Here is a 23,776-nt window from a genome sequence, read left to right as displayed (position 1 = left end):
CTATCCGAACGCGGCGACGATCTGTTCCGGCCTGATCGGCGTCGAGTTGAATTCGATCTTGAGGTGAGAGAGCGCATCGGAGACCGCGTTGGCGATGACCACAGGCGGCGCGATCGCGCTGCCTTCGCCGACGCCCTTGACGCCATAGGGATTCAGCGGCGAGGGGAAGTGCATGTGCTTCAGCTCGAAATGCGGCACGTCGCTGGCGCCCGGCACCAGATAGTCCATGAACGACCCCACCAGCAATTGGCCTTCCGAATCGTAGCTCAGTTCCTCCAACAGCGCACCGCCGAGTCCTTGCACCGCGCCGCCGTGGATCTGTCCATCGACCAGCATCGGATTAACAACGACGCCGCAGTCATGAACGATGACGTATTTCTCGATCTCGACGCGGCCGAGTTCGACATCGAGTTCGACGATCGCGGCGTGTGTCGCGTAAGCCCAGGTCACGGTCGGGGGCTCGAAGTAAGCGGTCTCTTCCAGCCCCGCTGAAACGCCCGCGGGTCGCTTGTTGTCCCAGCCGGGCATCGCCGCTTTGGCGATCCGGGCGAGGGGAATTTCTCTGCCCGGCACGCCGACGAGGCCGACGCTGCCGTTGCGCAGCTCGAGGTCGGCCGGCGAGCATTCGAGCACGTCCGCTGCGATCGCGAACACTTTCTTCTGCAGTGCTTGGCTGGCGTTGTGGATGGCGCCCGACAGATTGACGGTGCTGCGGCTCGCGATGGTTCCGAAGCCGATCGAGATCACGCTGGTGTCGGCCAGGGCGACGACGACGTCCTCCGGTTGAACCTGCCAGGCATCGGCGACGATCTGCGAAAAGATCGTTTCCATGCCCTGTCCCTGGGGGCAAGCGCCGCCGGCGAGATAGATCTTTCCCGTCGGATCAATCCGGACTGTCGCGCTTTCGAACGGGCCGACGCCGGTGCCTTCGACGTAGCATCCGAGTCCAAGGCCAAGGTATCGCCCCTGCGCCCGTGCGTCCCGCTGCCGCGCGCGGAACGCGTCAACACCTCCCAGCGCTGCCAGTGCCTGGCGCAGCGATTCGGGATAGTCGCCGCTGTCGTAGACGATCGGCTCGCCGTCCCGATAGGGAAGGCCGAGACGATAGGGCATCTCGGACGCCGGGATCATGTTGCGCATGCGGACGTCTGCCGGATCGATGCCGAGCTCGGCCGCGATCAGATCCATCACCCGCTCCATCGCGAAGGTCGCTTCGGGGCGGCCGGCGCCGCGATACGGCGCGTTCGGAACCTTGTTGGTGACTACGATTTTCGAGCGAACCCCGAAGTGTTCGAATTTGTAGGGGCCGGGCAGATGCACCGCGGTGTTGTAGGCGATGCCGGAGCCGATCGGATTCCACGCGCCGCAATCGACGATGAACTCGTCCTGAAATGCCAGCAGCCGGCCGTCGTCGTCGAAGCCGAACTCGACATCGTGGGTCTGATCGCGGGAATGGCAGGCACTCATGAAGTGTTCGTGCCGATCCTCGATCCATTTCACCGGACGCCCGACTTCGCGAGCCAAATAGGGGATCAGCAGTTCTTCGGGATAAACGTGACCCTTGACGCCGAAGCCGCCGCCGACATCGAGCGCGACGCAGCGAATGCGGGCTTCGGGCATGCCGAGTACGGTCGACGCTTCGCGGCGGAGCCAGTGAATGACCTGGCAGGCCGACCAGATGTTGATCGAATCCGTGCGTGCGTCGTAGCTGGCGGCGACGCCTCGGCCCTCCATCGGAATCGCGGCATAGCGGTGATGATAGAACCGGCGCTTCATGCGATGCGGCGCGTTCGCCAGTGCGGTCTCGACATCGCCTTTGGCGATGGAGAAGTCGCCGATCAGATTGGTGGCGTACTGCTCGTGCAGCACGACGCTGTCGCGAGCCAGCCCGGCTTCGGGATCGACCACGGCAGGCTGCGGCTCGATCTCCATCGTCACCAGTTCGGCAGCGTCTTCGGCGAGGTAGCGGCTCTCCGCGAGAATGACCGCGACGGCTTCGCCGACATGCCGGACCTTTTCGTGGGCGAGCAGCGGCTGCTGCGGATTGAGGAAGGTGTGCTGGACCCGCGTGGTCCATTTCTTCGGTAGCGACAGTTGCGTATCGGGTACCGGCGGCAGCAGCTTGGCAAGATCCGGCCCTGAGATCGCATAGACCACGCCCGGAGACTGCAATGCGCGCGACAGATCGACCGACTTGATCCGGCCATGAGCGACCTGGCTGCGGACGAAAGCCGCATGCAGCATCGACGGCAGCTTGAGATCCGCGATGAACTCGCCCTTGCCGGTCAAGAGCCGCTTGTCCTCGCGCCGCGGGACCGACTTGCCGATGAACCCTTGCGTCTCAGCCATGGACTTGCGCTCCCGCTTTGGCGTCGCCGCGCATCGCCGCCGCCGCCGCCATCACGGCGGCGACGATGTTCTGGTAGCCGGTGCATCGGCACAGCACGGCCGACAGCGCCTCACGCACTTCCGGCTCGGTCGGGGAGGCGTTGGTGTTGAGAAAATCGATCGCGGTGGCCAGCATGCCGGGCGTGCAGAACCCGCACTGCAGGGCGTGATGGTCGTGAAAGGCCTTCTGGACGGGGTGATACACGCCCGCCTGCGACAAGCCTTCGATGGTCACGACGTCGGCGCCGTTGGCTTGCGCTGCCAGCATGATGCAGGAGCGCACCGCTTCGCCATCGACCAGGATGGTGCACACGCCGCACACCCCATGCTCGCATCCGACATGGGTCCCGGTCAGGTTGAGATGGTCGCGCAGGAAATCGGCCATCAGCGTCCGGGACTCGCAATGCCCCAGGCAGTTCTTGCCGTTCACCCTGAGTTGAACTTCGACTGACTTCGACATCGTGTTGCTCTCCGCCGGTGACGCCGTCATGCTGATTGTCGGGGAGCTGCGGCTCGCTGCAACGCCCGCTTGGTCAGTGCCTTGGTGAGGTGCCGGCGATACTGTTCGCTGCCGTTGCGATCGGCGCTCGGGTCGACGGTCTCGGAGGCTGCCTGTGCGGCACGCCCGATCGCGTCCGCGTCGAGCGTGCTGCCTTCGAGCCATTGTTCGGCCTCGCGCAGGCGCCGCGAAACCGGCGACACGCCGGCGGTCGCCAGTCTCGCACTCCGGCAGACACCGTCCTGCATCAGCACCGTCACCGCCACGGCCGCGATCGCGAAGTCGCCACGCCGCCGCGAGAATTCCTCGATGGCAAACCGCGTGCCCTGCGGCATCACCGGCACGCGGATTGCGACGAGCATTTCGTGTTCGGCGAGGCTTGTGGTCATCGCATCGACGGCGAACTCCGCCGCCGGGATGGTCCGCTCGCCGTGCGGCCCCCGCACCAGCATCTCGCCCTCGAGCACCTGCAGCACCATCGGGATCTCCGCGGACGAATCCGCGTTGGCGAGCGACCCGCCGATGGTTCCGCGCGAGCGGGTCGGGAGATGGCCGACCATCTTGACGGCCTCGTGCAGCAAAGGCAGGTGGCGCGCGACGACGGGCGAAAATTCCAGCGCGCGCTGCCGCGTCATCGCGCCGATCCGGACATGGTTGCCGTCGGCTTCGATGAAGGCGAGATCCGGAATTCGACCGAGATCGATCACCACTTCGGGCGCCACCAAGCGGAAATTCATCATCGGCAGCAGCGTCTGGCCGCCGGCCAGCAGCCGAGCGTCGCTGCCGTGACGTTCCAGCAGTGCCAACGCGTCGGCGATCGTGGTGGGGGCTTGATAGTCGAAGGCGGCGGGCTTCATGCAGGTTCCAGCAGGACAGAGGTCCAGGTGTTGAAGTGGCTCGTCACGGCGCTTGCAGCTGCCGCGCTCGCCGGGAAACGATGCGCTCGGTTTGATCGACAGGAGAAACAGCCACCGGATCAGTGTCCCTTGTTGGCGCGTTGTGAGACATGCCACGGCAGCATCCAGCGCTCGATCCATTCGATGGCGAAGAACATGATCGTGCCGAGGACGCCCAGCACCACGATCGCCGCGAAGGCGCGGGTGCTGTTGAAGGTCGCCTGGCTGGTGAGGATGACGTAGCCGAGCCCTTGTTCGCCGGCGACGAACTCGCCGACGATCGCGCCGATCAGCGCGAACGAGACGCCGATCTTGGCGCCCGCGAACAGGCTCGGCAGCGCGTTGGGAAAGCGCACCTTCATCATGATATCGAGCCGTGAGGCTCTGGCCGAGCGCGCGAGGTCGATCATGTCGCTGTCGATCGCCCGCAGGCCGACGGTGGTGTTGATCACGATCGGAAAGATGGCGATGATGGCGGCGATTGCGATTTTCGGTGCGCCGCCGGTTCCGAGCCAGATCACGAACAGTGGCGCCAGGGCAACCTTCGGAATCGAATTGGTCGCCACCAGCAGCGTATAGAAAGTTCGATCGATGAAGCTCGACGACACGATGGCGATGGCAGCCAGCACGCCGCCGACCAGTGCGATCAGAAATCCTGCGGTGGTGACGTAGAGCGTGTACAGCGATTGCCGTCCGAAGAACCCCGGATGGGAGACGATATCGGCAATCACGATCGACGGCGCCGGCAGCAGGAAGGCGCGAATCCCGAACAGGTGGACCGACAACTCCCAGATCGCACCGAGAACCGCCAGCACCACGATGATAGTTCGCGCGTGCTCCGTCCTGCGCCAATAGCTCATACTGTTACTCAGCTTTGACGAGCCCCATCGACGCGAAGAGATGACGGATGTGCTGGACATATTTGCCGAAGTCCTCGGTTTGACGAATGCTGAGCGGGCGCGGCCGCGGAATGTCGATATCGACGATCTCGGCGATCCGGCCGGGATTGCGCGCCATCACGACGACGCGGTCTCCGAGATAGACGGCTTCGTCGATTCCGTGGGTGATGAAGACCACGGTCTTGCGCGTATCGTACCAGAGCCGCTCGAGGTCCGCGTTCAGATCGTCGCGGGTCATCGCGTCGAGCGCGCCGAACGGCTCGTCCATCAGCAGCAGATCCGGATCGACGATCAGCGCCCGGCAGATCGCCACGCGCTGGCGCATGCCGCCGGACAGCTCCCAGGGGAAGCGATGCGCATAGCCGTCGAGCCCGTACTCTCGCAGCAGCTTGAGCGCGCGCTCCTGATAGTCCTTGCGTCGCAGTCCCTTGAATTCGACCAGCATCAGGACATTGTCGAGCACGGTGCGCCAGTCGAACAGCACGTCGCGCTGGAACACGATAGCCATGTCCTCCGGCGGCGCATTCACCGGCCGGCCGCGAATCGAGATCGATCCGGCGCTGATCGGCTGCAGGCCGGCGATGCATTTCAACAGCGTGCTCTTGCCGCAGCCCGAGGGGCCGACGATGCTGATGAATTCGCCGGCCGCGATGTCGAGATTGATGTCCTTCAGCGCGGCGATCGGACTTTCGGCGCCGTAACTTTTGTCGACATCGGTGATCGAGATGTAGGCGGAGCCGCGAGGCGCGCCGAGCGGCTCGATCGAAAGGGCGCCGACGGGCAGCGCCGTCATGCGCCGACCAGATCGTTGGTGAAGAACCCGGAGATGTCGGCGTCGGCCTTGGCCTGGCCGGCCTCGGCCATCATCGCGATGGTGGCCTTCCAGTCGTCCGGTGACTGCCAGCCGAGCGGCTTGCCTTTGGTGTTTTCAGTGTCGACGAACTCCTTGCAGAGCGCGGTCTGCCCCTTGAGGATGTCGAAGTTGAGTTGCTTGTCCGGCCGGTTGGCGATGATGGCGCGCGCCCCCTCGTCGATATGGGACGGGTCCGCGAAGATGTAGCTCCAGGCCCGCCGTTGATTGGCCACCAGCTTGGCGAGCAGATCCTTGCGCTTGCTCAGCGTCGTATCCGTGGCGATCAGACCGTAGCTCGGAAACGCGATGCCGAAATTGGCCGCCAGCAACGATCGTGCCGGCCGGGTCTGTTCGACATAGGGTTCGCCGAACTCCTTGAGCGACATGAAGCCGTCCGCGGCTCCCGACGCATAGGTCGAAACCATCGCCGCAGGCGACACCATCACGACGTTGACTTTGTCGGGACCTTCGCCGCGGGCGAGGCCGATGCGCTTCAAGTAGACGTCGACGAACGGCGCCCAGGGGCTGTTGGCGAAGCAGACGATCTTCTTGCCGGCGAGCTCCTTCGGAGTCTTCGGCCCGGTCTTGGCGTCGACCAAAGTGGCGAGATCGCCTTTGCGCAGGAAGCCGGCGAACGACGTGACGGGAAGCCCCTGCGACCGCGCGATCGCCAGCATCCCGAGTTGCACCAGACCGACATCGACATTGCCGGCGGCGACCAGATTGATGGTGTTGAGCGTGCCGGTTCCATCCTGCAGGTCGACGTTCAGGCCGTCGTCCTTGAACCATCCCTTCGCCTTCGACAGATGCAAAGCGGAGTGCACGCCCCAGGGCGCGAAGTCGACGCGAACCGACAGAGGTTCGTCGGCCAATGCCCGGCCGCTGCGCAGCACGAACGGAGCGGCGAGAACGCCGCCGAGCAATGTGCGACGCGATAGGCTCGGCGCGTTCGACCCGGAAATAGCAGGCACGGCTCCCTCCCCCAACATCCTGTCTGATGGTGATTTCACGGACTTCGAGATCGTCATCTGATCACCTTACCTCCATCATAGGGATTGACTGTCTAGTCAGTCAACATGTGCAAGGCGTATTAAGCAACAACCGTGCCATCAGTCGTGCGTACTGCGGGTGCGAGGTCATGCCGCCGTGGTGGCTACGTTGCCCGCGGCGATTTGCTTCGCGATATCTTGCACCGCGATGTGGGCGAACACGATCGCCGGCCCCAAAGTGATCCCGGGCCCGGGATAGTTTCCGCCCATCACCGAATGCATGTCGTTGCCGCAGGCGTAGAGCCCTTCGATGCGGCTTCCATCCTGACGCAGCATGCAGGCGGTTTCGTCGGTCACGAAGCCTGTCGCAGCGCCGATATCGCCGGGGAACAGACGCACGGCGTAGAACGGCGCGATCTCCAAGGCGCCGAGGCACGGATTCGGCCCGTGGCTCATGTCGCCCGCGGTGATACGCTGATAATCGGTCGATCCGCGGCCGAAGTCCTGATCGATCCCGGTTCGGGCGAACTGATTGAAGCGGCGTACTGTCTCGGTGAGGTCGGCGGGTGAGATGCCCAATTTGGTGGCAAGCTCGGCGAGAGTTTCGGCACGCGTCAGGTAACCATCCCTGATGAATGCAGCGCGACCCCAGCGACCCGGCCTCACGATGCCGAGTCCATATTTACGCAGCGCCATCTCGTCGGCGATCAGAAATGCCGGGATCGACGGTGAGATTGGATCGGCGTCGAGCATCGCCTGCGTGAAGGGATGATAGGACAGCGCCTCATTGACGAAGCGGCGTCCGCTCTGGTTGACGGTGATCGTCCCCGGCCGTCCGCGATCGAAGATGAAATGAGGGAACACTGCCGTCTCGCCGTCGGCTCGCTTGCGAACCGACACGGGCGCCCAGAACGCGCTGTCGCGGTCGTCCGCTCCGTAGCGCGCGCCCAGTTCCGACAGCAGATCGTGCAGCTGTCCCGTGTGCCCCGGCGCGCCTGGGCAGTACTGCGCCACGGGCTTTCGAAGCAGCTCAGTCCGCAGGCGAGGATGCCGGTTGAAGCCGCCGGTGGCACTGATCAGGCCGCCGCGACAGGTCAGCGTGCGGGTCACGCCGCCCTGCACGATCGTCACTGATAACGGACCGCTATCGCGCGTCTCGATCGCCGTGACCGAAGTGTTCAACAGCAGCGGCACTGCGCGATCCCGCAGCGACAGCAATAGCCGTGCTGTCAGCGCATTGCCCATCATCAGCCGCGTGCCGCGACGATGCGAGAGGCGATCGATCGCGTGCCGGGCGAGCAGGGCGGCAGAGTGCCGGAACGCCTTCCAGGAGCGGCCGGCTGCGAGGAAGTTCAGCACGTCCTCCTGATTGACCATCATGCCGCCAAGCACCGTGAATTCCGGAATCGGTTCCCGCACCAGATCGAACAGATCGCCGAGTTTGCGGCCGTCGAACGGCGCGGCCTCGAGGACGCGTCCCTTCAGCGTGGCTCCCGGCAGGTTGCTGTTGTAGTCAGGGTGCAATTTGCGGGCGCGGAATTGCACGTGGGAATGCTGCTCCAGATCGGCGACCGCTCTCGGTCCGTCGGCAAGGAACGCCAGGCGCATCGATTCCGGAGATTCATTGCCGACGGAATGCCGCAGATAAAGAGCGGCCTTGTCGATGCTGTCGTCCGCGCCGACTAACGCTGCGTGATGCGTATTGGGAATCCAGGCGCTGCCGGCCGAATAGGCGCTGGTGCCGCCGACCCGGTCGGTACGCTCGACCAGCAGCGGCTTCAGCCCGGCCATCGCCGCGAACAACGCTGCCGACATCCCCGCCGCGCCGGCGCCGACCACGATCACGTCGAATGAGCCGCTCTCGGCGATGTCGCCGAGCTGATGAGGGCTCGCAATTGTCCTGACGGTCCGATCCACAACTGCCCTCATGTTGTTGTCCTGTTGAACGGGTATTCAACAGAAGTCTTCGGTCGAAGGCAATCGCGGGTCGGGAATTGATGCTGATTGTGATTTTTCATGGAATAGAGACCCCGCTACGGGACTGATTTTCATCCGATCGGGACCCCGGTCGCGACGGGTCCACACTGGCCTTCAGGACATCTGGAGGCCGCGATTGGGATGCTGGTTGTGGAGACGATCGCCAAGATTCGTCGGGGCGTATTTCAGCCAAGGTTCAAGGACACGCCGACCAACGAGATGCTGGTCCGCGACCTCGCAGGCGGCGGCTTCATCGCCAGCAGCGCAACGTCGTGCTGATGGGCGGCACCGGGACCGGCAAGACCCATCTGGCGATCGCGATCGCCCGCAATTGCATCCGCGCCGGCGCCCGCGGCCGCTTCTTCACCACCATCGACTTGGTCAATCGGCTGGAGACCGAGGCCCGCTCCGGCCGCCAGGCGAGGCTCGCCGACTATCTCACCCGCCTGGACTTCGTCATCCTCGACGAACTCGGCTATCTGCCCTTCGCCCAGGCCGGCCAGCTCCTGTTCCACCTGATCAGCCGGCTGTACGAACGCACTTCGATCATCGTCACCACCAACCTGGCGTTCGGCGAATGGCCGACCGTGTTCGAGTCCCTCTCCCGCTACAAATTTTATACACACTCCGTGTCTTGAATGGCCCGCCGTTGCGGGCTTTTCGTTTTGCGGTTGGCCTTCCACGCCGGCTGCTGCAGCAGCGCGGGTGGTTTCGGGCGACCATCTCGGCGACGCGGCCGTTCAGGCCCCGCGAGGTGAGCGAACGCAGCGCCGGCCGCCGAACGCAGCCGGCGTGCAGCACGCAACTGGCGCGGAGCCAGTCACAACCAGCGTGCCTCAGCGTCCGATCGGAAGCGGCCGGCCGTCGATGATGGCTTCCATCGAGAAGTACGACGTCACGGTTTCCAGCTCGGTCTTGTTGATGATGGTCTGATACACCTTGTCGTAGTTGCCCATATCGCGGGCGGCGATCTTCAACATGTAATCGAAATCTCCGCTGATCCGATAAAACGCGACGATCTCTGAGATCGATTCGATCTGCGCCCGGAAGCGCTTGAGCCATTCGGCGGAATGCCGCCGGGTTCGAACCATCACGAAGACAGTCATCGGCACGCCGACGGCCTCCTGTGAGACGCGTGCGCCGTAACCGGTGATCGCGCCGCTCGCCTCGAGCGCCTTCAGGCGCCGCCAGAACGCATTCTGCGACAGACCGACTTCCTCCGCGAGCTCGCGTTGCGAACGCGAAGAGTCAGCTTGCATGGCGGCAAGAATGCGAAGATCGATTTGATCGATTTTGTGGGTCATTATTGGGTCAAACACACCAAATTGAGTCTGCTGGATGGTAAAATATGTGAACATTCTTGCCATTTCAATCATTAATCTCACCCCCACGATGGCCGCTGCAGCAAGCGACGCAGCGACCTCGGGGCGATGATCGAGGCGTACCTCGTCTCGCCGATGCAGACGTCAGGCGTTCGCGCTTGGCTCGCTGTTCCGAAGGCGCTTGGGGTGCGTGGACTGATGACGATTATTCAAGTTGCGACAGCGCGAAATCTTCCCGCGGAGCCCAAGCGGGTCTTGGGTCTGTTCGGCGGTGAGATCGCCGAGCAGGAGTGGGTGAGAAACGCTGTCGACATTCTCGAAGCGGATGCGAGGCGCTCGGCCGACACGCATCTCTTCAAGCTGCGCTTTCCGGGCCTCGACGGCATCGACGTCTATTTCAAGGACGAGAGCACGCATCCGACCGGCAGCCTGAAGCATCGCATGGCGCGGTCGCTGATCATGTTCGGACTGTGCAATGGTTTGATCGGACCGGGGACCGCTCTGGTGGAGGCGTCATCGGGGTCGACCGCCGTATCGGAAGCATACTTCGCCGAGCTGCTCGGCCTGCCCTTTATCGCCGTGGTGCCGCGTTCAACGTCGCGCCAGAAGGTCACGGCGATCGAGCGGTTCGGCGGCCGATGCCACTTTGTCGACAGGTCGTCGGAGGTTTACGGCGCGGCCCAGATGATCGCCGCCGATCTCGGTGGTCTGTATCTCGACCAGTTCACCTATGCCGAGCGCGCGATCGACTGGCGCACCGGCAATATCGCCGAGAGCATCTTCAAGCAGATGGCCGGCGAGCGTCACCCGGTGCCCGAATGGATCGTGATGAGCACCGGCACGGGCGGCACTTCTGCGACGATCGGCCGCTACATTCGATTCAGCAGGCAGAAGACGCGGCTCTGCGGAGTCGACGTCGAGAACTCCTGCTTCTTCGAAGCCTATAAGTCGAGCAGCCGCACCGCCAATTGCATCCGCGGCTCGCGCATCGAGGGCGTCGGACGTCCCCGCGTCGAGCCGTCCTTCGTGCCCTCCGTGATCGATCAGATGATGCGAGTCCCCGATGCCGCGTCGATCGCTGCGACGCGGGTGCTGACGTCGCGGCTGTCGCATCGGGTCGGCGGATCGACCGGCGCCAACTTCATCGGATTGTGCTGGTGCGCGGCCGCGATGCTGCGTGAGGGGCTTTCTGGATCGCTGGTGACTGTTCTGTGCGACGACGGCGAGCGTTATTCGGACACGTACTACAACGACGACTGGTTGAAAGAGCAGGACATCGTCATTGCGCCCTATGTCGCGGCGATCGAGCGGTTTCTCGACTCCGGCGTGTTCGAGATGCCGGCTGATGGCGCGGGATTTGAATGTGCGAGCCGGCCGACCCCACGCGCGCGCAATGCGAGCGAAGACGGCGTGTGAATTTGACCTTGCTGTGATTGGCGAACCTCAGGAACCTCAAATGCCGATTGAGAACTGGACCGCGCGCTACCTGGACGAACTCAAGGAGTTTCGTCACGATCTGCACCGCAACCCCGAGCTGCTGTACGACGTGCATCGCACCGCCCAGCGGGTCGCGGCGCGGTTGCGCGAAGCCGGCGTCGACGAGGTGCATGAAGGCATCGGTGGAACAGGCGTCGTCGGAATCATTTACGGCCAATCGCGTAGTTCAGGCCGGATGATCGGGCTGCGCGCCGATATGGATGCTTTGCCCATTCTCGAGGCAACTGGCGCGGAATGGGCCTCGCAAGTCCCCGGCAAGATGCACGCATGCGGCCACGACGGCCACACCACCATGCTGTTGGGTGCGGCGCTTGGCCTCGTCGAGAGCCGGGCCTTCGACGGTGGCGTCGCGCTGATCTTCCAGCCCGCTGAAGAAGGCGGTGCGGGCGCCAAGGCCATGCTTGATGACGGCCTGCTGCAGCGTTTTCCGATCCAGGAATTCTACGGCATGCACAACCGCCCGGGACTTCCCTTGGGGACGTTTGCGACGGGCCCTGGGCCGCAAATGGGTTCGGTCGACGAGATCATCATCTCGATCGAAGGTCGCGGCGGCCACGCCGCTCAGCCGCATGCCACGGTCGATCCGGTGGTGGTCGCCGCGGCCTTGATTCAGGCGACTCAGGCGATCGTCGCGCGCAATCTCGATCCGCTGCAATCCGCGGTTATTTCGATCACACAGATGACCGCCGGTGACGCGTTCAACGTCATTCCTCAAACGGTGACATTGCGCGGCACGGTTCGCACACTGGACGAGCCGACCCGCGACATGGTCGAGAAGCGGCTGCGCGAACTCACCGAGAGTATTTCGGCCGGGTTCGGCGCTGTCGGTACGCTGTCTTATCTGCGGCACTACCCGGTGATGAGCAATTCCGAAGTCGGCGTCGACCGCGCGGTCGCGGCGGCCGGAGAAGTGGCCGGCGCCGCGCACGTCGACGCCGCGATGGTGCCTACGCTCGGCGGCGAGGATTTCGCTTTCATGCTGAACGAGCGGCCTGGCGCGATGATCATGATCGGCAACGGCGATAGCGCCCCGTTGCATCATCCGCGCTTCGATTTCAACGACGACGTCATCCCGTGGGGCTGTTCGTATTGGACCGCCTTGGTCCGCCAGCGCATGCCGTTGGTCTGAACGCGGTGAATCGAAGAACGGACATTCTGAAAAATGCAGCGCGCAGAGATCGTCTACCTCGGAACGCCGGTAAATTTGGAGAACAGCTTCCGCGGATTTTTGCGATACCTCGGCGGCCTCCGTTCCTTGGGTAGGAACGAGTCGATGGCAACCGAACAAGAATGACTGCCGCACCACCCAGCCAACAAAAAAAGGAAGTCGAATGACTGACGTAGAGGATGGTCATCCGCGCAGACTGCCCGCCGAGCTCGATCATGTCATCGTGCTTGTTCACGGTGAGCTCGATCAAGCAGCTGCGGCCTACCAGGCACTCGGCTTCTATCTGACACCGCGTGGTCACCATTCGCTGGGGTCGTCCAACAATCTCGCGATCTTCAACAATAACTATCTCGAGCTGCTTGGCTACGAGCCCGGAAAGAAACAGCAGCGCCCCGAACAGTGGCACGATCCAAAAGGACTGTCCGGCATCGTCTGGCGCTGCCCAGATCCGTCCCGCGCGCAACTCAACGCGTCGCACGCCGGCGTGACCGCCGAAACGCCGCTCGATTTCGTCAGGCCGGTCGAGACCGGTGCGGGAACGTTCGACGCGGCATTCACGGTGCTGCATTTGCCGAAGCTCGGCTTCGACTACGGGCGGACCTTCTTCTGTCACCATAAAACGCCCGAGCTGGTGTGGCGTCCGGAATGGCAGACGCATCCGAACGGCGTGCAGAACATCTCCGAGTTCGTTTTCTGCGGCGATGATCCGCGTTCTGCGCTCGGTCTGTTCGAGCGGATGTTCGGCCCGGGGCTGCTGAAGGAGATTCCTGGCCGTTACGGCTTCGACGCAGCCGAAGTGCGCGTCGTCGCGCTGACGCGCGAGGCTGCGACGCAGCGTTTCGGAGCCGATGCGCCGCTTCCCGAACCAGGCAAGACGCAGATGATCGGGCTCGGCTTCAAGACCGCGTCGATCGCGCAAGCACAGGCGGCATTGCAGGCGGGCGGCGTGCCGTTCACCGCAACTGATGGGCGCTTGCGCGTCGGGGCGTCGTCCAGCTTCGGCGTGGTCATCGAGTTCTCGGAATAATCCAAGCCACCGCCTCCGGCGCGCCAGAGCGCCGCAACAGACAAAACGAAAAAGGAGAAATGAATGCGTGCAGTGCTGCTTCGTGACCACGGCGGTCTCGACCAGATGGCTCATGTCGAGGATTACGCCACTCCGGAGCCCGGCGAAGGCGACGTGCTGATCAAGGTCAAGGCGACGTCCTACAATTATCACGACATCTTCACGCGCCGCGGGATGCCCGGCATCCGCATTCCAATGCCTATCATCATGGGAATCGACATCGCCGGCGAAGTCGCTGCGCTCGGCGCGGGTGTCGAAGGCTGGAAGATCGGCGACCGCGTGTTGATCGATCCGATCAATCGGGTCGAAGGCGGGTTGATGGGCGAAACGCGCGATGGCGGCCTTGCCGAATACTGCGTCACGCGTGCGCACCAGCTGATCGCGCTGCCCGACGATATCTCGTTCGAGCAGGCGTCGTGCCTGCCGGTGGCGTACGGCACTGCGCTGCGGATGATGACCACCATCGGCCATGTCTCGGCGGGCGAGAAGGTGCTGATCCTCGGCGCGTCCGGCGGCGTCGGCATCTGCTGCGTGCAACTTGCCAAGGCGGCGGGAGCCTATGTGATCGCCTGTGCTGGATCGGCGGAGAAGGGCGAGCGCCTGATGGAGATCGGCGCCGACGAGGTCATTCTCTACAACGAATTCGACTTCATGCAGGAATGCCGCGCCCGCCACGGCAAGCCGCGTGCCGGCAAGGCCTCGAAAGGGGCGGGGGTCGACATGGTCGTCAACTTCACCGGCGGCGACAGCTGGGTGCCTTCGCTGAAATGCCTGCGTAAAGGCGGCCGGCTGGTGACTTGCGGCGCCACCGCGGGGTTCGATCCGACCGAGGACATCCGCTTCATCTGGACCTTCGAATTGCAGATCCTCGGTTCGAACGGCTGGGAGCGCGAGGACATTCTCAAGCTGTTCGAACTCATCCGCGCCGGCAAGATGAAGGCCGTCATCGACCGAACCTTCCCGCTCGAGGGCGCGATCGAGGCGATGGGCGTTCTCGAAGACCGCAAGGTGCTCGGCAAGCTCGTGGTGACACCATGAGCACCGCCGCGGCGAAGACGCTCGGCATTGCCGAGCTGCAGGTGATGGCCGACCGCGCCCCTTTCATCGCGTTCTGCCAGTTGAAGGTGACGGAGGCCGATATCGAGCAGCAGGTGCTGACGATGGAGGCGCCGTTCCGTCCCGAATTCGAGCGTGGTCCGGGCACCAAGCAATGGCATGGCGGACCGCTGGCCTCGATCATCGACACCGTCGGTGACTTTGCGATCGCGATGCTGGTCGGCGGAGGCATCCCGACGATCAATTTCCGGGTCGACTATCTGCGCCCCGCCGTCGACACCAAGCTCGTCGCCAAAGCGACGGTGCGCCGCGTCGGCCGCACGGTGGGCGTCGCCGATATCGATGTATTCAACGACAAGGGTGTCCTGGTCGCGATCGGCCGCGGATCCTATGCGATCCCCGCGTCGGTCAACTGATCTTCAAATTATCCCCGCCGAGCGCTGCTCGGCGGCCAACTGACAACGTCCAACAGTTAGGGATCGGAGATTCGAGATGACTAGCCACATCAACAGACGAGTGTTTCTGGGTACGTCCGCCCTTGCGGCGATCGCCGCCGGAACGTCGCTTGGCTTTCCATCTGCTGCACTCGCGCAGGAGAAGCCGAAGAAGGGCGGCGTGCTGGTAGCGACCTGGGGTGGCTTCGAGCCGCAGGCCGTGTTCGTTCCCGGCGGCGGCGGCTCCAGCCCGCTGATCAGCTCGACCAAGATCCTGGAGCCGCTGCTGCGTCAGGACAGCCAGGCCGGCTTCCTTCCCGTGCTGGCCACCGAGGTCAAGCCTTCGGCCGATTTCAAGTCGTACGACATCGTGCTCCGTAAAGGCGTGACGTGGCACGACGGCAAGCCGTTCACCGCAGACGACGTGGTCTTCAGCATCGAAAAATACTGGCTGCAGACGATCGCCAAGGCGGCGCTGAAGAATTTCTCCGGGGCCGAGGTGACCGAAGGCGGGGTGCGCGTGAGCTTCAAAGAGCCGACGCCGGAGTTCTTCTTCAAGTCGGTGCTGGCGACCTCGCTGGTCATTCCGAAGCACGTCTACGACGGCTCGGAGATCGTTACCAACCCCGCCAATAACGCGCCGATCGGCACCGGTCCGTTCAAGTTCAAGCAGTGGGTGCGCGGCAGCCATATTGAATATGCCGCCAACGACAAATATTGGGATGCGGGCAAGCCCTATCTCAACGGCTTGGTGATGCGCTACTGGCGCGACGCCGCATCGCGCACCGCGGCCCTGGAAGCCGACGAACTGCAGCTCGGCATCTTCAACCCGATCCCGACCCCGGACATCGACCGGCTGTCCAAGTCCGGCAAGTTCGTCGCATCGAACGACGGCTATCTCGGCGCCGCCTGGGCTTCGACCATCGAATTCAATAGCCGCCGCGATATCGTCAAGGACCCGGCCGTGCGCCGCGCACTACTCACCGCCATCGACCGGGCGACCATCTCGGACGTTGTGTATTTCGGCCGCGCCAAGCCCGGCACGTCCTTCGTCAGCTCGACAAACCCGAAATTCTACAATCCGAACCTGCCGCGATACGAGTTCGACGCCAAGAAAGCCGCCAAGATGCTCGACGATGCCGGCTACCCGAAGAAGGGCAAGTCGCGCTTCAAGGTTCACTTGCTTGCGGCCGGCTGGTTCGAGGAGAACGGCAAGGTCGGCCAGTTCGTGAAGCAGAATCTGGAAGACATCGGCGTCGAAGTGACGCTCACCGTTCCCGACCGCGCGACTTCGCTGAAGCAGATCTATGGCGATTACGATTACGACATCGCACTGTCGAACTACGCGGCGCGGGTCGAGCTGGTCCCCCAGCAGACCGACTACCTCAGCACGAGCGGGATTGTGAAGGGCGCGGCCTTCCGCAACGCCACCGGCTATTCCAATCCCGAAGTCGACGACATCGTCGCCAAGATGTCGGTGGAGTCCGACGAAGCCAAGCGGAAGGACTTGGCCTTCAAATTGCAAGAGATTGCAGCGCGAGATCTGCCGATCACCGTTCTGGTCGAACTGATCCCGACGACGATGATGTCGAAGAAGGTCAAGGGCGTCGGCAATCGCGCCGATATTTCGGCGGACAGCCTGTCGGACGTTTGGCTCGACGTCTGATTTGTAGAGGAGATGACGTGATGAAACGTTCGATCGTGCGGCGACTGTTTCAGATCATCTCGCTCATCCTCGGCGTCATCGTGATGAACTTCACGCTCATCCAGATGGCGCCGGGATCGCTGCTCGACATCATGACGTCCGAGCAGCAGGTCACCGATCCGGCGACGTTGCAGCACCTCAAGCATTTGTACGGCCTCGATCAGCCGGCGATCGTGCAGCTGCTGCGCTACACCTGGTCGGTGTTCAGCTTCGACCTCGGCTATTCGTATCGCCAGAACGCGCCGGTGTTCGACATCATCATGGCGCAGCTGCCCTCGACGCTGCTGCTGATGCTGACGTCGCTCGGGGTGGCGGTGACGCTCGGGATGATCGCCGGCGTCATCGCGTCGGTGAAGGTCAACACGGCCTGGGACGTGGTGATCTCACTGGCTGCGGTGTTCTTCTTCGCCGCGCCGACGTTCTGGCTCGGAATCATGCTGATCATCTTCTTCGCCGTACATCTGGATTGGCTGCCGGTCGGCGGCATGACCACGATCGGTGGGAAGTTCGGGCCGGTCGGGCAGGTGGTCGACGTGATCCGCCACCTCATCCTGCCGGCGCTGTCGCTCGGCCTGTTCTACGCCGCGATCTACACCCGGGTGATGCGTGCCTCGATGCTCGAGGTGTTCTCGCTCGACTTCGTCCGAACGGCGCGCGCCAAGGGCCTGAGCAAGACCCGCGTGATCCTGGCGCACGTCTTCCGCAACGCGCTGCTGCCGGTCGTCACGCTGCTCGGCCTGCAGCTCGGGACTGTCCTCGGCGGCTCGGTGGTGATCGAGGCGGTGTTCTCCTGGCCGGGCATCGGCAGTTTGATGCTCGATAGTGTGATGAGTCGCAATTACCCGGTCGTGTTGGGCGTCTTCGTTCTGTCGGCGGTCGTCGTTGCCGTCGCCAATCTGCTGGTCGATCTTGCCTACTACCGGCTTGATCCGCGAATCCGGAGCCGATGAACATGAAAGATCGATCCGCTTTTGCCGAGTTTGCCTTGCGCTTCGCCCGTAACCGCGGCGCGCTGCTCGGAATGATCATCCTTGTCGTCGTGTTGGGGCTCGCTCTCGCCGCACCCTGGCTGATCGAACAGAATCCGCTGCGCATCGTCTCGCGGCCGGAGGTCTGGCCGTTCACCAACCCGCGCTACCCGCTCGGCACCGACTCGATCGGCCGGAACATCCTGGCGATGATAGCCTACGGTGCTCGAACGACGCTGATGATCGGCATCGTCGCGGCACTGACTGCGACCGCCATCGGCGTCGTTATCGGCGCCGCCGCGGCATGGTTCGGCGGCTGGATTGACGAGGTCCTGACCCGGATCACGGAGCTGTTTCAGACGGTCCCGAACATCCTGTTGATCATGACGGTGGTGGCGATCCTGGGCCAGACCATCGACAACATCACGATGGCGATCGGCGTCACGATGTGGCCGGGCATCGCCCGGCTGACGCGAGCCGAATTCCTTACGCTGAAGAACCGCGAATTCGTGCTGGCGTGCCGTTCGATGGGCATGAGCAACATCCGGATCATGGCGGGCGAAATCCTGCCGAACGCGATTCCGCCGGTCATCGTGCTCGCCTCGGTGATCATCGGCAGCTCGATCCTGTTCGAGAGCGCCATCTCGTTCCTCGGTCTCGGCGATCCCAATGTCGCAAGCTGGGGCGCGCTGATCGGCGACGGCCGCACGTTGATCCGCCGCTCCTGGTACATCTGCGCGATCCCCGGCGTTGCGATCATGTTGACGGTGCTGGCGATGAACCTGATCGGCGATGGGCTGAACGATGCGCTCAATCCCAAGCTGAGGGACCGCTGAGATGGCGGCGCTGCTCGAAATTCGCGATCTCGAAGTCGATCTGTTCACGCGGCGCGGCGTGATGCGCGCGATCGACCGCTTTTCCCTCACCGTCGAACACGGCCAGACGCTTGGTCTGGTCGGTGAGTCCGGCTGCGGCAAATCCATGACGTCGCTGGCGATCATGGGGCTGCTACCGATGCCGCCGGCAAAGGTGACGGGCGGCGCCATTCTGCTCGAAGGCCGCGATCTCATCGGCTTGAGCGACACCAGGATGCAAGCGGTGCGGGGACGCGAGATCGGGATCATCTTCCAGGACCCGATGAGCTCGCTGAACCCGGTCTATACCGTCGGCTATCAGCTCACCGAGGTGCTCCGCCGGCATTTCAAGCTGGATCGACGCGCCGCGGACAAGCGGGCGTTGGAATTGCTGGACCGGGTGCATATTCCGGATGCCCGGCGTCGCTTCGATGCCTATCCGCACGAATTGTCCGGCGGCATGAATCAGCGCGTCGTCATCGCCATGGCGATCGCGTGCGAGCCGAAATTGCTGATCGCCGACGAACCGACCACGGCGCTCGACGTCACCATCCAGGCCCAGATCATCGAACTGCTCAAGGACATCCAGCGCGAATCCCGGATGGGGATGATCTTCATCACCCACGATCTCGGAGTGATCGCCGATGTCGCCGACCGCGTCACCGTGATGTACGCGGGCAAGAAGGCCGAGGAGGCGCCGGTCGGCCTACTCTTCGACGATCCACGCCATCCCTACACGCGGGGTCTGATCGGCGCCACGCCGAAGCCGGGCGACGAACGGCGGCGGCGGCTCGTCGAAATTCCCGGGACCGTGCCGGGCTTGTCGGACCGTCCGAAAGGCTGCGCGTTCGCCAACCGCTGTCCGCTGGTGTTCGAGCGTTGCCGCGTCGAACATCCGGCTTTGATCAATCAGGGTGCGGGCCACGAGGCTGCCTGCTTCCTGGCTACCGAAACGGAGGACTACAATGTCGCTTCTGTCGGTGCGTAGTCTCGTCGTCGATTATCAAACGTCGTCCGGCGTCGTCCACGCGGTGAACGACGTCAGCCTGGAGATCGAGCCGGGTGAAACGGTGGGCCTCGTCGGGGAATCCGGCTGTGGCAAATCCACGCTCGGCAAGGCCATCATGCACCTGATCCCGGCCACCAACGGGCAGATCGTGCTGGACGGCCAGAACATCACCAGCCTGTCGCCGTCGGCGATGCGTCCGATCCGCTCGAAGATGCAGATGATCTTCCAGGATCCGCACAATTCGCTCAATCCGCGGCGCACGGTCGGCAATCTGATCGCGCAGCCGTTGCAGGTCGCGGGCTACGACAAGGCCGCCATCTCGGCGCGCGTCGCCGAGCTGATGACTCAAGTCGGTCTGGCGCCGGATGCGGCATCTCGCTATCCGCACGAGTTTTCCGGCGGCCAGCGGCAGCGCATAGGTATCGCCCGTGCGCTCGCGTTGAAGCCCAAGCTGGTGATCTGCGATGAGCCGGTGTCGGCGCTCGACGTATCGATCCGGGCGCAGGTGATCAATCTGCTGCAGGATCTGTCGGACAAGCTCGGCGTGTCCTACCTGTTCATCTCGCACGATTTGACCATGGTCCAGCACATCGCCAACAAGCTGATCGTGATGTATCTCGGCCGAGTCGTCGAGACGGGCTCCGCCGAGACGATCTGGAAGCACCCCGCGCATCCCTACACCCAGGCGCTGCTCGCCGCGGCGCCGGTGGCCGACCCGCACGTCATGCGCAGCCGCAAGCGTTTCGTGCTGCAGGGCGATCTGCCCAGCCCGACCGATCTTCCGGAAGGTTGCGCGTTCTCGACGCGTTGTCCGTTCGCGACGGATCGCTGCCGGCAGGAGAGGCCGATCCTTCGGCCGCTCGGCGAAAATCGCAGAACGGCCTGTCACTACGATCTCGTCGATCAGATCGAGAACGCGGCGAGCGCGTCTGTTTCATCGCTCAGTCGGAAAGCCGAAGAGAAGTACAAGGTAGGAGCACGAGCATGAGCTTCCGATGGAAGAACCTCGGAGATTTGGTGGATCGCTCCCGCGATCTCGATCGTCCCGCGATCATCGATCTGCGGTCCCCGGAGCCGAGGGTCTGGACCCATAGCGAGATCGATCGGCTCGCAAATGGCGTGGCGTCTTATTTGACCGGGCTTGGCTTGGCGCGTGGAACGACGGTCGCCATTCTCTCGCTCAACCGTGCGGAGTACATTGCGGCGTATTTCGGCATCATGCGCGCCGGCTTCGTCGCGCTGCCGGTCAACACCAAGCAGCCGGCCGAAACGATCGATTTCGTGCTGCGCGACTCCGACACCAAGTTTGCCTTCGTCGATACAGCTTCGCGTCAGCTTCTGCCGGCGGGATTCGCGTTCCTCGACTTCGACGATGCGGGACCCGAAGGTTTTGCCGCGCGCATCGTGCCCGGCGAATTCGAAACGGTGGAGGCGCAGCCGGGCGAACTCGGACAGATCCTCTACACCTCCGGTTCCACCGGACGGCCGAAGGGCGTCGAGCTCAGCCACGACAGCCAACTGTGGGCGCTTGCCGCTAAGGGCGTCAGCGCCGACACCTGCGACGAGGTCTACATCATCGCTCAGCCGCTGTTCCACATGAACGGCCTGTTCGGCGCCAAGAGCATCTTCGCCAGCAATGCGAGCATGGTTCTGATGCCGGGCTTCGACAGCCGGCGTTATCTGCAGGCCATGGCGGATCATGGCGTCACCGCGGTGACTGCGGTGCCGACAATGTTCGCGCGGCTGCTGCGCGAGCCCGACCTCTTGGCCGCCAACGATTATAGCCGGCTGAAGCGGCTGGCGCTGGCCTCTGCGCCGATCACCAGGGCCATGGCCGACAAGATTCAGGCGGCGTTTCCGCATGCCATGCTGACTCACGGCTACGGCACCACGGAGGCCGGCCCGTCCGTATTCGGGCCTCACCCGGAGGGCAAGCCGCTGCCGCCGCTCACGATCGGCTATCCGATCGATCCGTCGATGGTGAAGCTGGTCGACGGCCCCAGCGACGACGAGGGCGTGCTGCTGATGCGCAATCCGGCGCTGATGACGCGCTATCGCGGCATGCCGGAGAAGACCGCCTCGGTGATGCGCGACGGCTGGTACTACAGCGGCGACGTCATGCGGCGCGACGCGGACGGCTTCTATTACTTCATCGGCCGCGCCGACGACATGTTCGTGTGCGGCGGCGAGAACATCTATCCGGGCGACGTCGAGAAGATGCTGGAGACGCATCCGGCGGTACGCCAGGCTGCGGTCGTTCCGCTCGCCGACGAGGAGCGCGGCCAAATGCCGGTGGCTTTCCTCGTGCTGGCCGACGGCCAAAGCGCTACGACCGAAGACATCAAGGCCTACGCGCTGCGCAACGGGCCGACCTATCAGCATCCGCGCCGCGTCAGCTTCGTGGCCGATCTGCCGTGGGCCGGCACCAACAAGATCGATCGCGCGGCGCTGATCCGCGAGGCCAAGGAACTGGAAGCCAGCAATCGCTGGTCGGTTTCCTCCCACGCCGAAGCCGCCGCATGACCGGGGCATTGGTTGGTAAGACGGCGCTGGTCACCGGCTCGAGCCGCGGCATCGGACGGGCGATCGCGATCGCTGCTGCGCGTGAAGGCGCGGTTGTCGGCGTGCACTACGCCGGTGGCGCCGATGCGGCCCAGGAAACCCTCAAGGCGATCCAGGCCGGGGGCGGCGACGGTTTTCTGCTTCAGGCGGATCTCTCCGAAAGAACGGGCCCCGACAGACTTGCGGCGACCTTCCTCGAAGCGGTCGAGCAGCGGACGGGCGAACGCAAGTTCGATCTCCTGATCAACAATGCCGGTTACGGTGGACGCTACCGGATCGATCAGGTCGACGACGAGATCTTCGATCGCATGATCGCGGTGAACTTCCGGGCGCCGTTCTTTCTGACCCGCGCGCTGCATCCGGCGATCAGGGACGGAGGCCGCATCGTCAACGTCTCGTCGATGGGTACCCGCGCGGCGTTTCCGGATATGAGCATCTACGCGCCGTCGAAGGCGGCGCTGGAGACGCTGAGCATCGTGCTCGCCAAACAGCTTGGCCCGCGCGGCATCACCGTCAACGCTGTTCTGCCGGGCGCGACGGTCACCGACATGAATCCGCTCGACAAGGATCCGGCGCGGGCGACTGCCGCCATCCAGACCATCGCGCTGGGGCGGCTCGGCCAGACCGACGATATCGCCTCGGTGGTGATGTTTCTGCTGTCGCAGGCCGGCGGCTGGGTCACCGGCCAGCGCATCGACGCGTCCGGCGGGCAGAGAATTTGATGGCCTCGTGCAAGCGGTCGGTGAGAGGCCGCTTGCATCCTCCTTCAGCCTAGATCACCAGCAGATTGATGCGGTGCTCGATTAGGCGGACCAGGCTCAGCGCAGTCAGTTCCGAGGATTTCGGATTGGTGACGAGCGGTCGGTTCTCCAGCGTGATCTCCATCCGGCCGAAGGCGCCTTTCGCCGCGATACGGTGACCGTTCATCGTCGCCGCGGGATCGGCGATCATCTCGACCCGGGTCCGATCCATGCCGATGCCGGCCAGCGCCGTCACCACCGTGGCGTTGGCGTTCTGTGGATAGTCCGCCGCCGCCTGTCTGGCGGTCCCTGAGAAGAACACGGCGCGCTCGCTCATCCGCTCCAGATCGAGCAGCCGCTCGGCCGGGGTGGCCTTCCAGGCGCGCGGCGGCTTGACGATCTGGTGCACGACGTCGTCCAGTCCGAGCACAGCCGCGCTCGCCAGCGCGTCCAGGCCGCCAATCGCGCCGGATGGAATCTCGATGCGGCTGCCATGGCGATCCGCCAGGTCGGCCAGCTTGGCCAGCACGCCGTCGTCGGCGAGGGCGCTGGTGGATGCCAGGATCACGGCGGGCGCCGCCGCCAACGCGGCCGGCCCCCATTGCAGGATCGCGGCGCGGCCGGCGGCCTCGACCACGAGATCCGGCTTGAGCCCGCGGAGCTGATCCTCGGAGGCGAGAAATTCAACGCCCTCGGGCATTTGGCTGCGTGCCTCGGGGCTGTCGATCGTCGCGATCGCCGCGATCTCGACCGGCTCGCCGCGCTCGCGCAACAGATCTCCGACGCGCGAGTTGATCGCGCCCCAGCCGATGAACACCAGTCGGAGCGGCGCCGATCGGGATCGACGCGGCAAGCGGCTCTGGTTCGGCAGCGTAGCAGCCCGCGCCATTGCGG

21 protein-coding genes and 1 pseudogene are annotated in these 23,776 nt (G+C 64.0%); 13 read left to right on the top strand and 9 right to left on the bottom strand.

Features of this window, described 5'->3' with window-relative positions; genetic code table 11:
* The 7 genes from LPW26_RS11440 to LPW26_RS11410 form a co-directional block, all read right to left on the bottom strand.
* Window positions 1-2,349, bottom strand: a complete 2,349-nt coding sequence (locus tag LPW26_RS11440; protein ID WP_238735256.1) for a xanthine dehydrogenase family protein molybdopterin-binding subunit — start codon at window positions 2,347-2,349, stop codon at window positions 1-3.
* The gene (locus tag LPW26_RS11435; RefSeq protein ID WP_238735254.1) at window positions 2,342-2,848 is read right to left on the bottom strand and encodes a (2Fe-2S)-binding protein; all 507 of its coding nucleotides are present in this window, start codon (window positions 2,846-2,848) and stop codon (window positions 2,342-2,344) included. The genes LPW26_RS11440 and LPW26_RS11435 overlap by 8 nt, the downstream gene beginning before the upstream one ends.
* Before the next feature lie 26 nt (window positions 2,849-2,874).
* Window positions 2,875-3,744 (bottom strand): FAD binding domain-containing protein, encoded by an 870-nt coding sequence (locus LPW26_RS11430; RefSeq protein WP_238735252.1) that lies wholly within the window; start codon window positions 3,742-3,744, stop codon window positions 2,875-2,877.
* 119 nt (window positions 3,745-3,863) lie between these two features.
* Complete coding sequence (locus LPW26_RS11425) at window positions 3,864-4,643, bottom strand: ABC transporter permease (RefSeq protein ID WP_238735250.1); 780 nt, start codon at window positions 4,641-4,643, stop codon at window positions 3,864-3,866.
* Between the two features lie 4 nt (window positions 4,644-4,647).
* Entirely contained in the window at window positions 4,648-5,475 is an 828-nt protein-coding gene (locus LPW26_RS11420; protein WP_238735248.1) for an ABC transporter ATP-binding protein, read from the bottom strand.
* Complete coding sequence (locus LPW26_RS11415; RefSeq protein ID WP_238735246.1) at window positions 5,472-6,506, bottom strand: ABC transporter substrate-binding protein; 1,035 nt, start codon at window positions 6,504-6,506, stop codon at window positions 5,472-5,474. The genes LPW26_RS11420 and LPW26_RS11415 overlap by 4 nt, the downstream gene beginning before the upstream one ends.
* A 165-nt stretch (window positions 6,507-6,671) precedes the next feature.
* Window positions 6,672-8,453 carry an FAD-dependent oxidoreductase gene (locus LPW26_RS11410; RefSeq protein WP_238735244.1) on the bottom strand — a complete coding sequence of 594 codons (1,782 nt, stop codon included), beginning with the start codon at window positions 8,451-8,453 and terminating at the stop codon, window positions 6,672-6,674.
* 204 nt (window positions 8,454-8,657) lie between these two features.
* On the opposite strand from LPW26_RS11410, the pseudogene LPW26_RS11405 reads away from it, so the two are divergent.
* Window positions 8,658-9,094: pseudogene (locus LPW26_RS11405) on the top strand (ATP-binding protein); the annotation flags it as partial.
* 243 nt (window positions 9,095-9,337) lie between these two features.
* Here the strand turns inward: LPW26_RS11405 and LPW26_RS11400 are convergent.
* A complete protein-coding gene (locus LPW26_RS11400) occupies window positions 9,338-9,805 on the bottom strand; it encodes an Lrp/AsnC family transcriptional regulator (RefSeq protein ID WP_238735324.1) in 468 nt (155 codons plus the stop codon).
* Between the two features lie 216 nt (window positions 9,806-10,021).
* Here LPW26_RS11400 and LPW26_RS11395 point away from each other — a divergent pair, with 216 nt between their 5' ends.
* The 12 genes from LPW26_RS11395 to LPW26_RS11340 all read left to right on the top strand — a co-directional run bounded on the left by LPW26_RS11395 (window position 10,022) and on the right by LPW26_RS11340 (window position 22,864).
* The gene (locus LPW26_RS11395; protein WP_011441970.1) at window positions 10,022-11,239 is read left to right on the top strand and encodes a PLP-dependent cysteine synthase family protein; all 1,218 of its coding nucleotides are present in this window, start codon (window positions 10,022-10,024) and stop codon (window positions 11,237-11,239) included.
* Window positions 11,240-11,279: 40 nt separating this feature from the next.
* A complete protein-coding gene (locus tag LPW26_RS11390; RefSeq protein ID WP_238735321.1) occupies window positions 11,280-12,449 on the top strand; it encodes a M20 aminoacylase family protein in 1,170 nt (389 codons plus the stop codon).
* Window positions 12,450-12,651: 202 nt separating this feature from the next.
* Window positions 12,652-13,515: a VOC family protein gene (locus LPW26_RS11385; protein WP_238735241.1), complete on the top strand. Its 864-nt coding sequence runs from the start codon at window positions 12,652-12,654 to the stop codon at window positions 13,513-13,515.
* A gap of 63 nt (window positions 13,516-13,578) precedes the next feature.
* On the top strand, window positions 13,579-14,592 hold the full coding sequence (locus LPW26_RS11380; RefSeq protein WP_238735240.1) for a quinone oxidoreductase family protein: 1,014 nt from the start codon (window positions 13,579-13,581) through the stop codon (window positions 14,590-14,592).
* Window positions 14,589-15,026, top strand: coding sequence for a PaaI family thioesterase (locus LPW26_RS11375; protein ID WP_238735238.1), 438 nt, complete (start codon window positions 14,589-14,591; stop codon window positions 15,024-15,026). Before LPW26_RS11380 ends, LPW26_RS11375 begins: the two co-directional genes overlap by 4 nt.
* A 76-nt stretch (window positions 15,027-15,102) precedes the next feature.
* Entirely contained in the window at window positions 15,103-16,710 is a 1,608-nt protein-coding gene (locus LPW26_RS11370; RefSeq protein ID WP_238735236.1) for an ABC transporter substrate-binding protein, read from the top strand.
* A 20-nt stretch (window positions 16,711-16,730) separates the two neighbouring features.
* Window positions 16,731-17,699, top strand: coding sequence for an ABC transporter permease (locus LPW26_RS11365; protein WP_011441964.1), 969 nt, complete (start codon window positions 16,731-16,733; stop codon window positions 17,697-17,699).
* A gap of 2 nt (window positions 17,700-17,701) precedes the next feature.
* Complete coding sequence (locus tag LPW26_RS11360) at window positions 17,702-18,553, top strand: ABC transporter permease (protein WP_238735234.1); 852 nt, start codon at window positions 17,702-17,704, stop codon at window positions 18,551-18,553.
* Window position 18,554: 1 nt separating this feature from the next.
* Window positions 18,555-19,559 (top strand): ABC transporter ATP-binding protein, encoded by a 1,005-nt coding sequence (locus LPW26_RS11355; protein ID WP_238735232.1) that lies wholly within the window; start codon window positions 18,555-18,557, stop codon window positions 19,557-19,559.
* The gene (locus LPW26_RS11350; protein ID WP_238735230.1) at window positions 19,537-20,568 is read left to right on the top strand and encodes an ABC transporter ATP-binding protein; all 1,032 of its coding nucleotides are present in this window, start codon (window positions 19,537-19,539) and stop codon (window positions 20,566-20,568) included. Before LPW26_RS11355 ends, LPW26_RS11350 begins: the two co-directional genes overlap by 23 nt.
* On the top strand, window positions 20,565-22,103 hold the full coding sequence (locus LPW26_RS11345) for a class I adenylate-forming enzyme family protein (RefSeq protein WP_238735228.1): 1,539 nt from the start codon (window positions 20,565-20,567) through the stop codon (window positions 22,101-22,103). Before LPW26_RS11350 ends, LPW26_RS11345 begins: the two co-directional genes overlap by 4 nt.
* On the top strand, window positions 22,100-22,864 hold the full coding sequence (locus LPW26_RS11340; protein ID WP_238735226.1) for an SDR family oxidoreductase: 765 nt from the start codon (window positions 22,100-22,102) through the stop codon (window positions 22,862-22,864). Before LPW26_RS11345 ends, LPW26_RS11340 begins: the two co-directional genes overlap by 4 nt.
* 49 nt (window positions 22,865-22,913) lie before the next feature.
* Here LPW26_RS11340 and LPW26_RS11335 read toward each other — a convergent pair whose 3' ends face one another.
* Complete coding sequence (locus LPW26_RS11335) at window positions 22,914-23,771, bottom strand: aspartate dehydrogenase (RefSeq protein WP_238735225.1); 858 nt, start codon at window positions 23,769-23,771, stop codon at window positions 22,914-22,916.
* Between the last annotated feature and the right edge of the window lie 5 nt (window positions 23,772-23,776).

Source organism: Rhodopseudomonas infernalis, from assembly GCF_022271405.1.
GTDB classification, from domain to species: domain Bacteria; phylum Pseudomonadota; class Alphaproteobacteria; order Rhizobiales; family Xanthobacteraceae; genus Rhodopseudomonas; species Rhodopseudomonas infernalis.
The sequence above is the reverse complement of the archived record's forward strand: the minus strand, read 5'-3'. Positions and strand labels throughout refer to the sequence as shown.

Bases quoted from the DNA above. Each gene is read 5' to 3' on its own strand.
- LPW26_RS11365 (WP_011441964.1), top strand. From the start codon at position 16,731: ATGAAACGTTCGATCGTGCGGCGACTGTTTCAGATCATCTCGCTCATC.
- LPW26_RS11370 (WP_238735236.1), top strand. From the start codon at position 15,103: ATGACTAGCCACATCAACAGACGAGTGTTTCTGGGTACGTCCGCCCTT.
- LPW26_RS11395 (WP_011441970.1), top strand. From the start codon at position 10,022: ATGACGATTATTCAAGTTGCGACAGCGCGAAATCTTCCCGCGGAGCCC.
- LPW26_RS11430 (WP_238735252.1), bottom strand. From the start codon at position 3,744: ATGAAGCCCGCCGCCTTCGACTATCAAGCCCCCACCACGATCGCCGAC.
- LPW26_RS11335 (WP_238735225.1), bottom strand. From the start codon at position 23,771: ATGGCGCGGGCTGCTACGCTGCCGAACCAGAGCCGCTTGCCGCGTCGA.
- LPW26_RS11355 (WP_238735232.1), top strand. From the start codon at position 18,555: ATGGCGGCGCTGCTCGAAATTCGCGATCTCGAAGTCGATCTGTTCACG.
- LPW26_RS11350 (WP_238735230.1), top strand. From the start codon at position 19,537: ATGTCGCTTCTGTCGGTGCGTAGTCTCGTCGTCGATTATCAAACGTCG.
- LPW26_RS11440 (WP_238735256.1), bottom strand. From the start codon at position 2,349: ATGGCTGAGACGCAAGGGTTCATCGGCAAGTCGGTCCCGCGGCGCGAG.
- LPW26_RS11385 (WP_238735241.1), top strand. From the start codon at position 12,652: ATGACTGACGTAGAGGATGGTCATCCGCGCAGACTGCCCGCCGAGCTC.
- LPW26_RS11425 (WP_238735250.1), bottom strand. From the start codon at position 4,643: ATGAGCTATTGGCGCAGGACGGAGCACGCGCGAACTATCATCGTGGTG.
- LPW26_RS11390 (WP_238735321.1), top strand. From the start codon at position 11,280: ATGCCGATTGAGAACTGGACCGCGCGCTACCTGGACGAACTCAAGGAG.
- LPW26_RS11410 (WP_238735244.1), bottom strand. From the start codon at position 8,453: ATGAGGGCAGTTGTGGATCGGACCGTCAGGACAATTGCGAGCCCTCAT.
- LPW26_RS11340 (WP_238735226.1), top strand. From the start codon at position 22,100: ATGACCGGGGCATTGGTTGGTAAGACGGCGCTGGTCACCGGCTCGAGC.
- LPW26_RS11360 (WP_238735234.1), top strand. From the start codon at position 17,702: ATGAAAGATCGATCCGCTTTTGCCGAGTTTGCCTTGCGCTTCGCCCGT.
- LPW26_RS11380 (WP_238735240.1), top strand. From the start codon at position 13,579: ATGCGTGCAGTGCTGCTTCGTGACCACGGCGGTCTCGACCAGATGGCT.
- LPW26_RS11400 (WP_238735324.1), bottom strand. From the start codon at position 9,805: ATGACCCACAAAATCGATCAAATCGATCTTCGCATTCTTGCCGCCATG.
- LPW26_RS11345 (WP_238735228.1), top strand. From the start codon at position 20,565: ATGAGCTTCCGATGGAAGAACCTCGGAGATTTGGTGGATCGCTCCCGC.
- LPW26_RS11375 (WP_238735238.1), top strand. From the start codon at position 14,589: ATGAGCACCGCCGCGGCGAAGACGCTCGGCATTGCCGAGCTGCAGGTG.
- LPW26_RS11420 (WP_238735248.1), bottom strand. From the start codon at position 5,475: ATGACGGCGCTGCCCGTCGGCGCCCTTTCGATCGAGCCGCTCGGCGCG.
- LPW26_RS11435 (WP_238735254.1), bottom strand. From the start codon at position 2,848: ATGTCGAAGTCAGTCGAAGTTCAACTCAGGGTGAACGGCAAGAACTGC.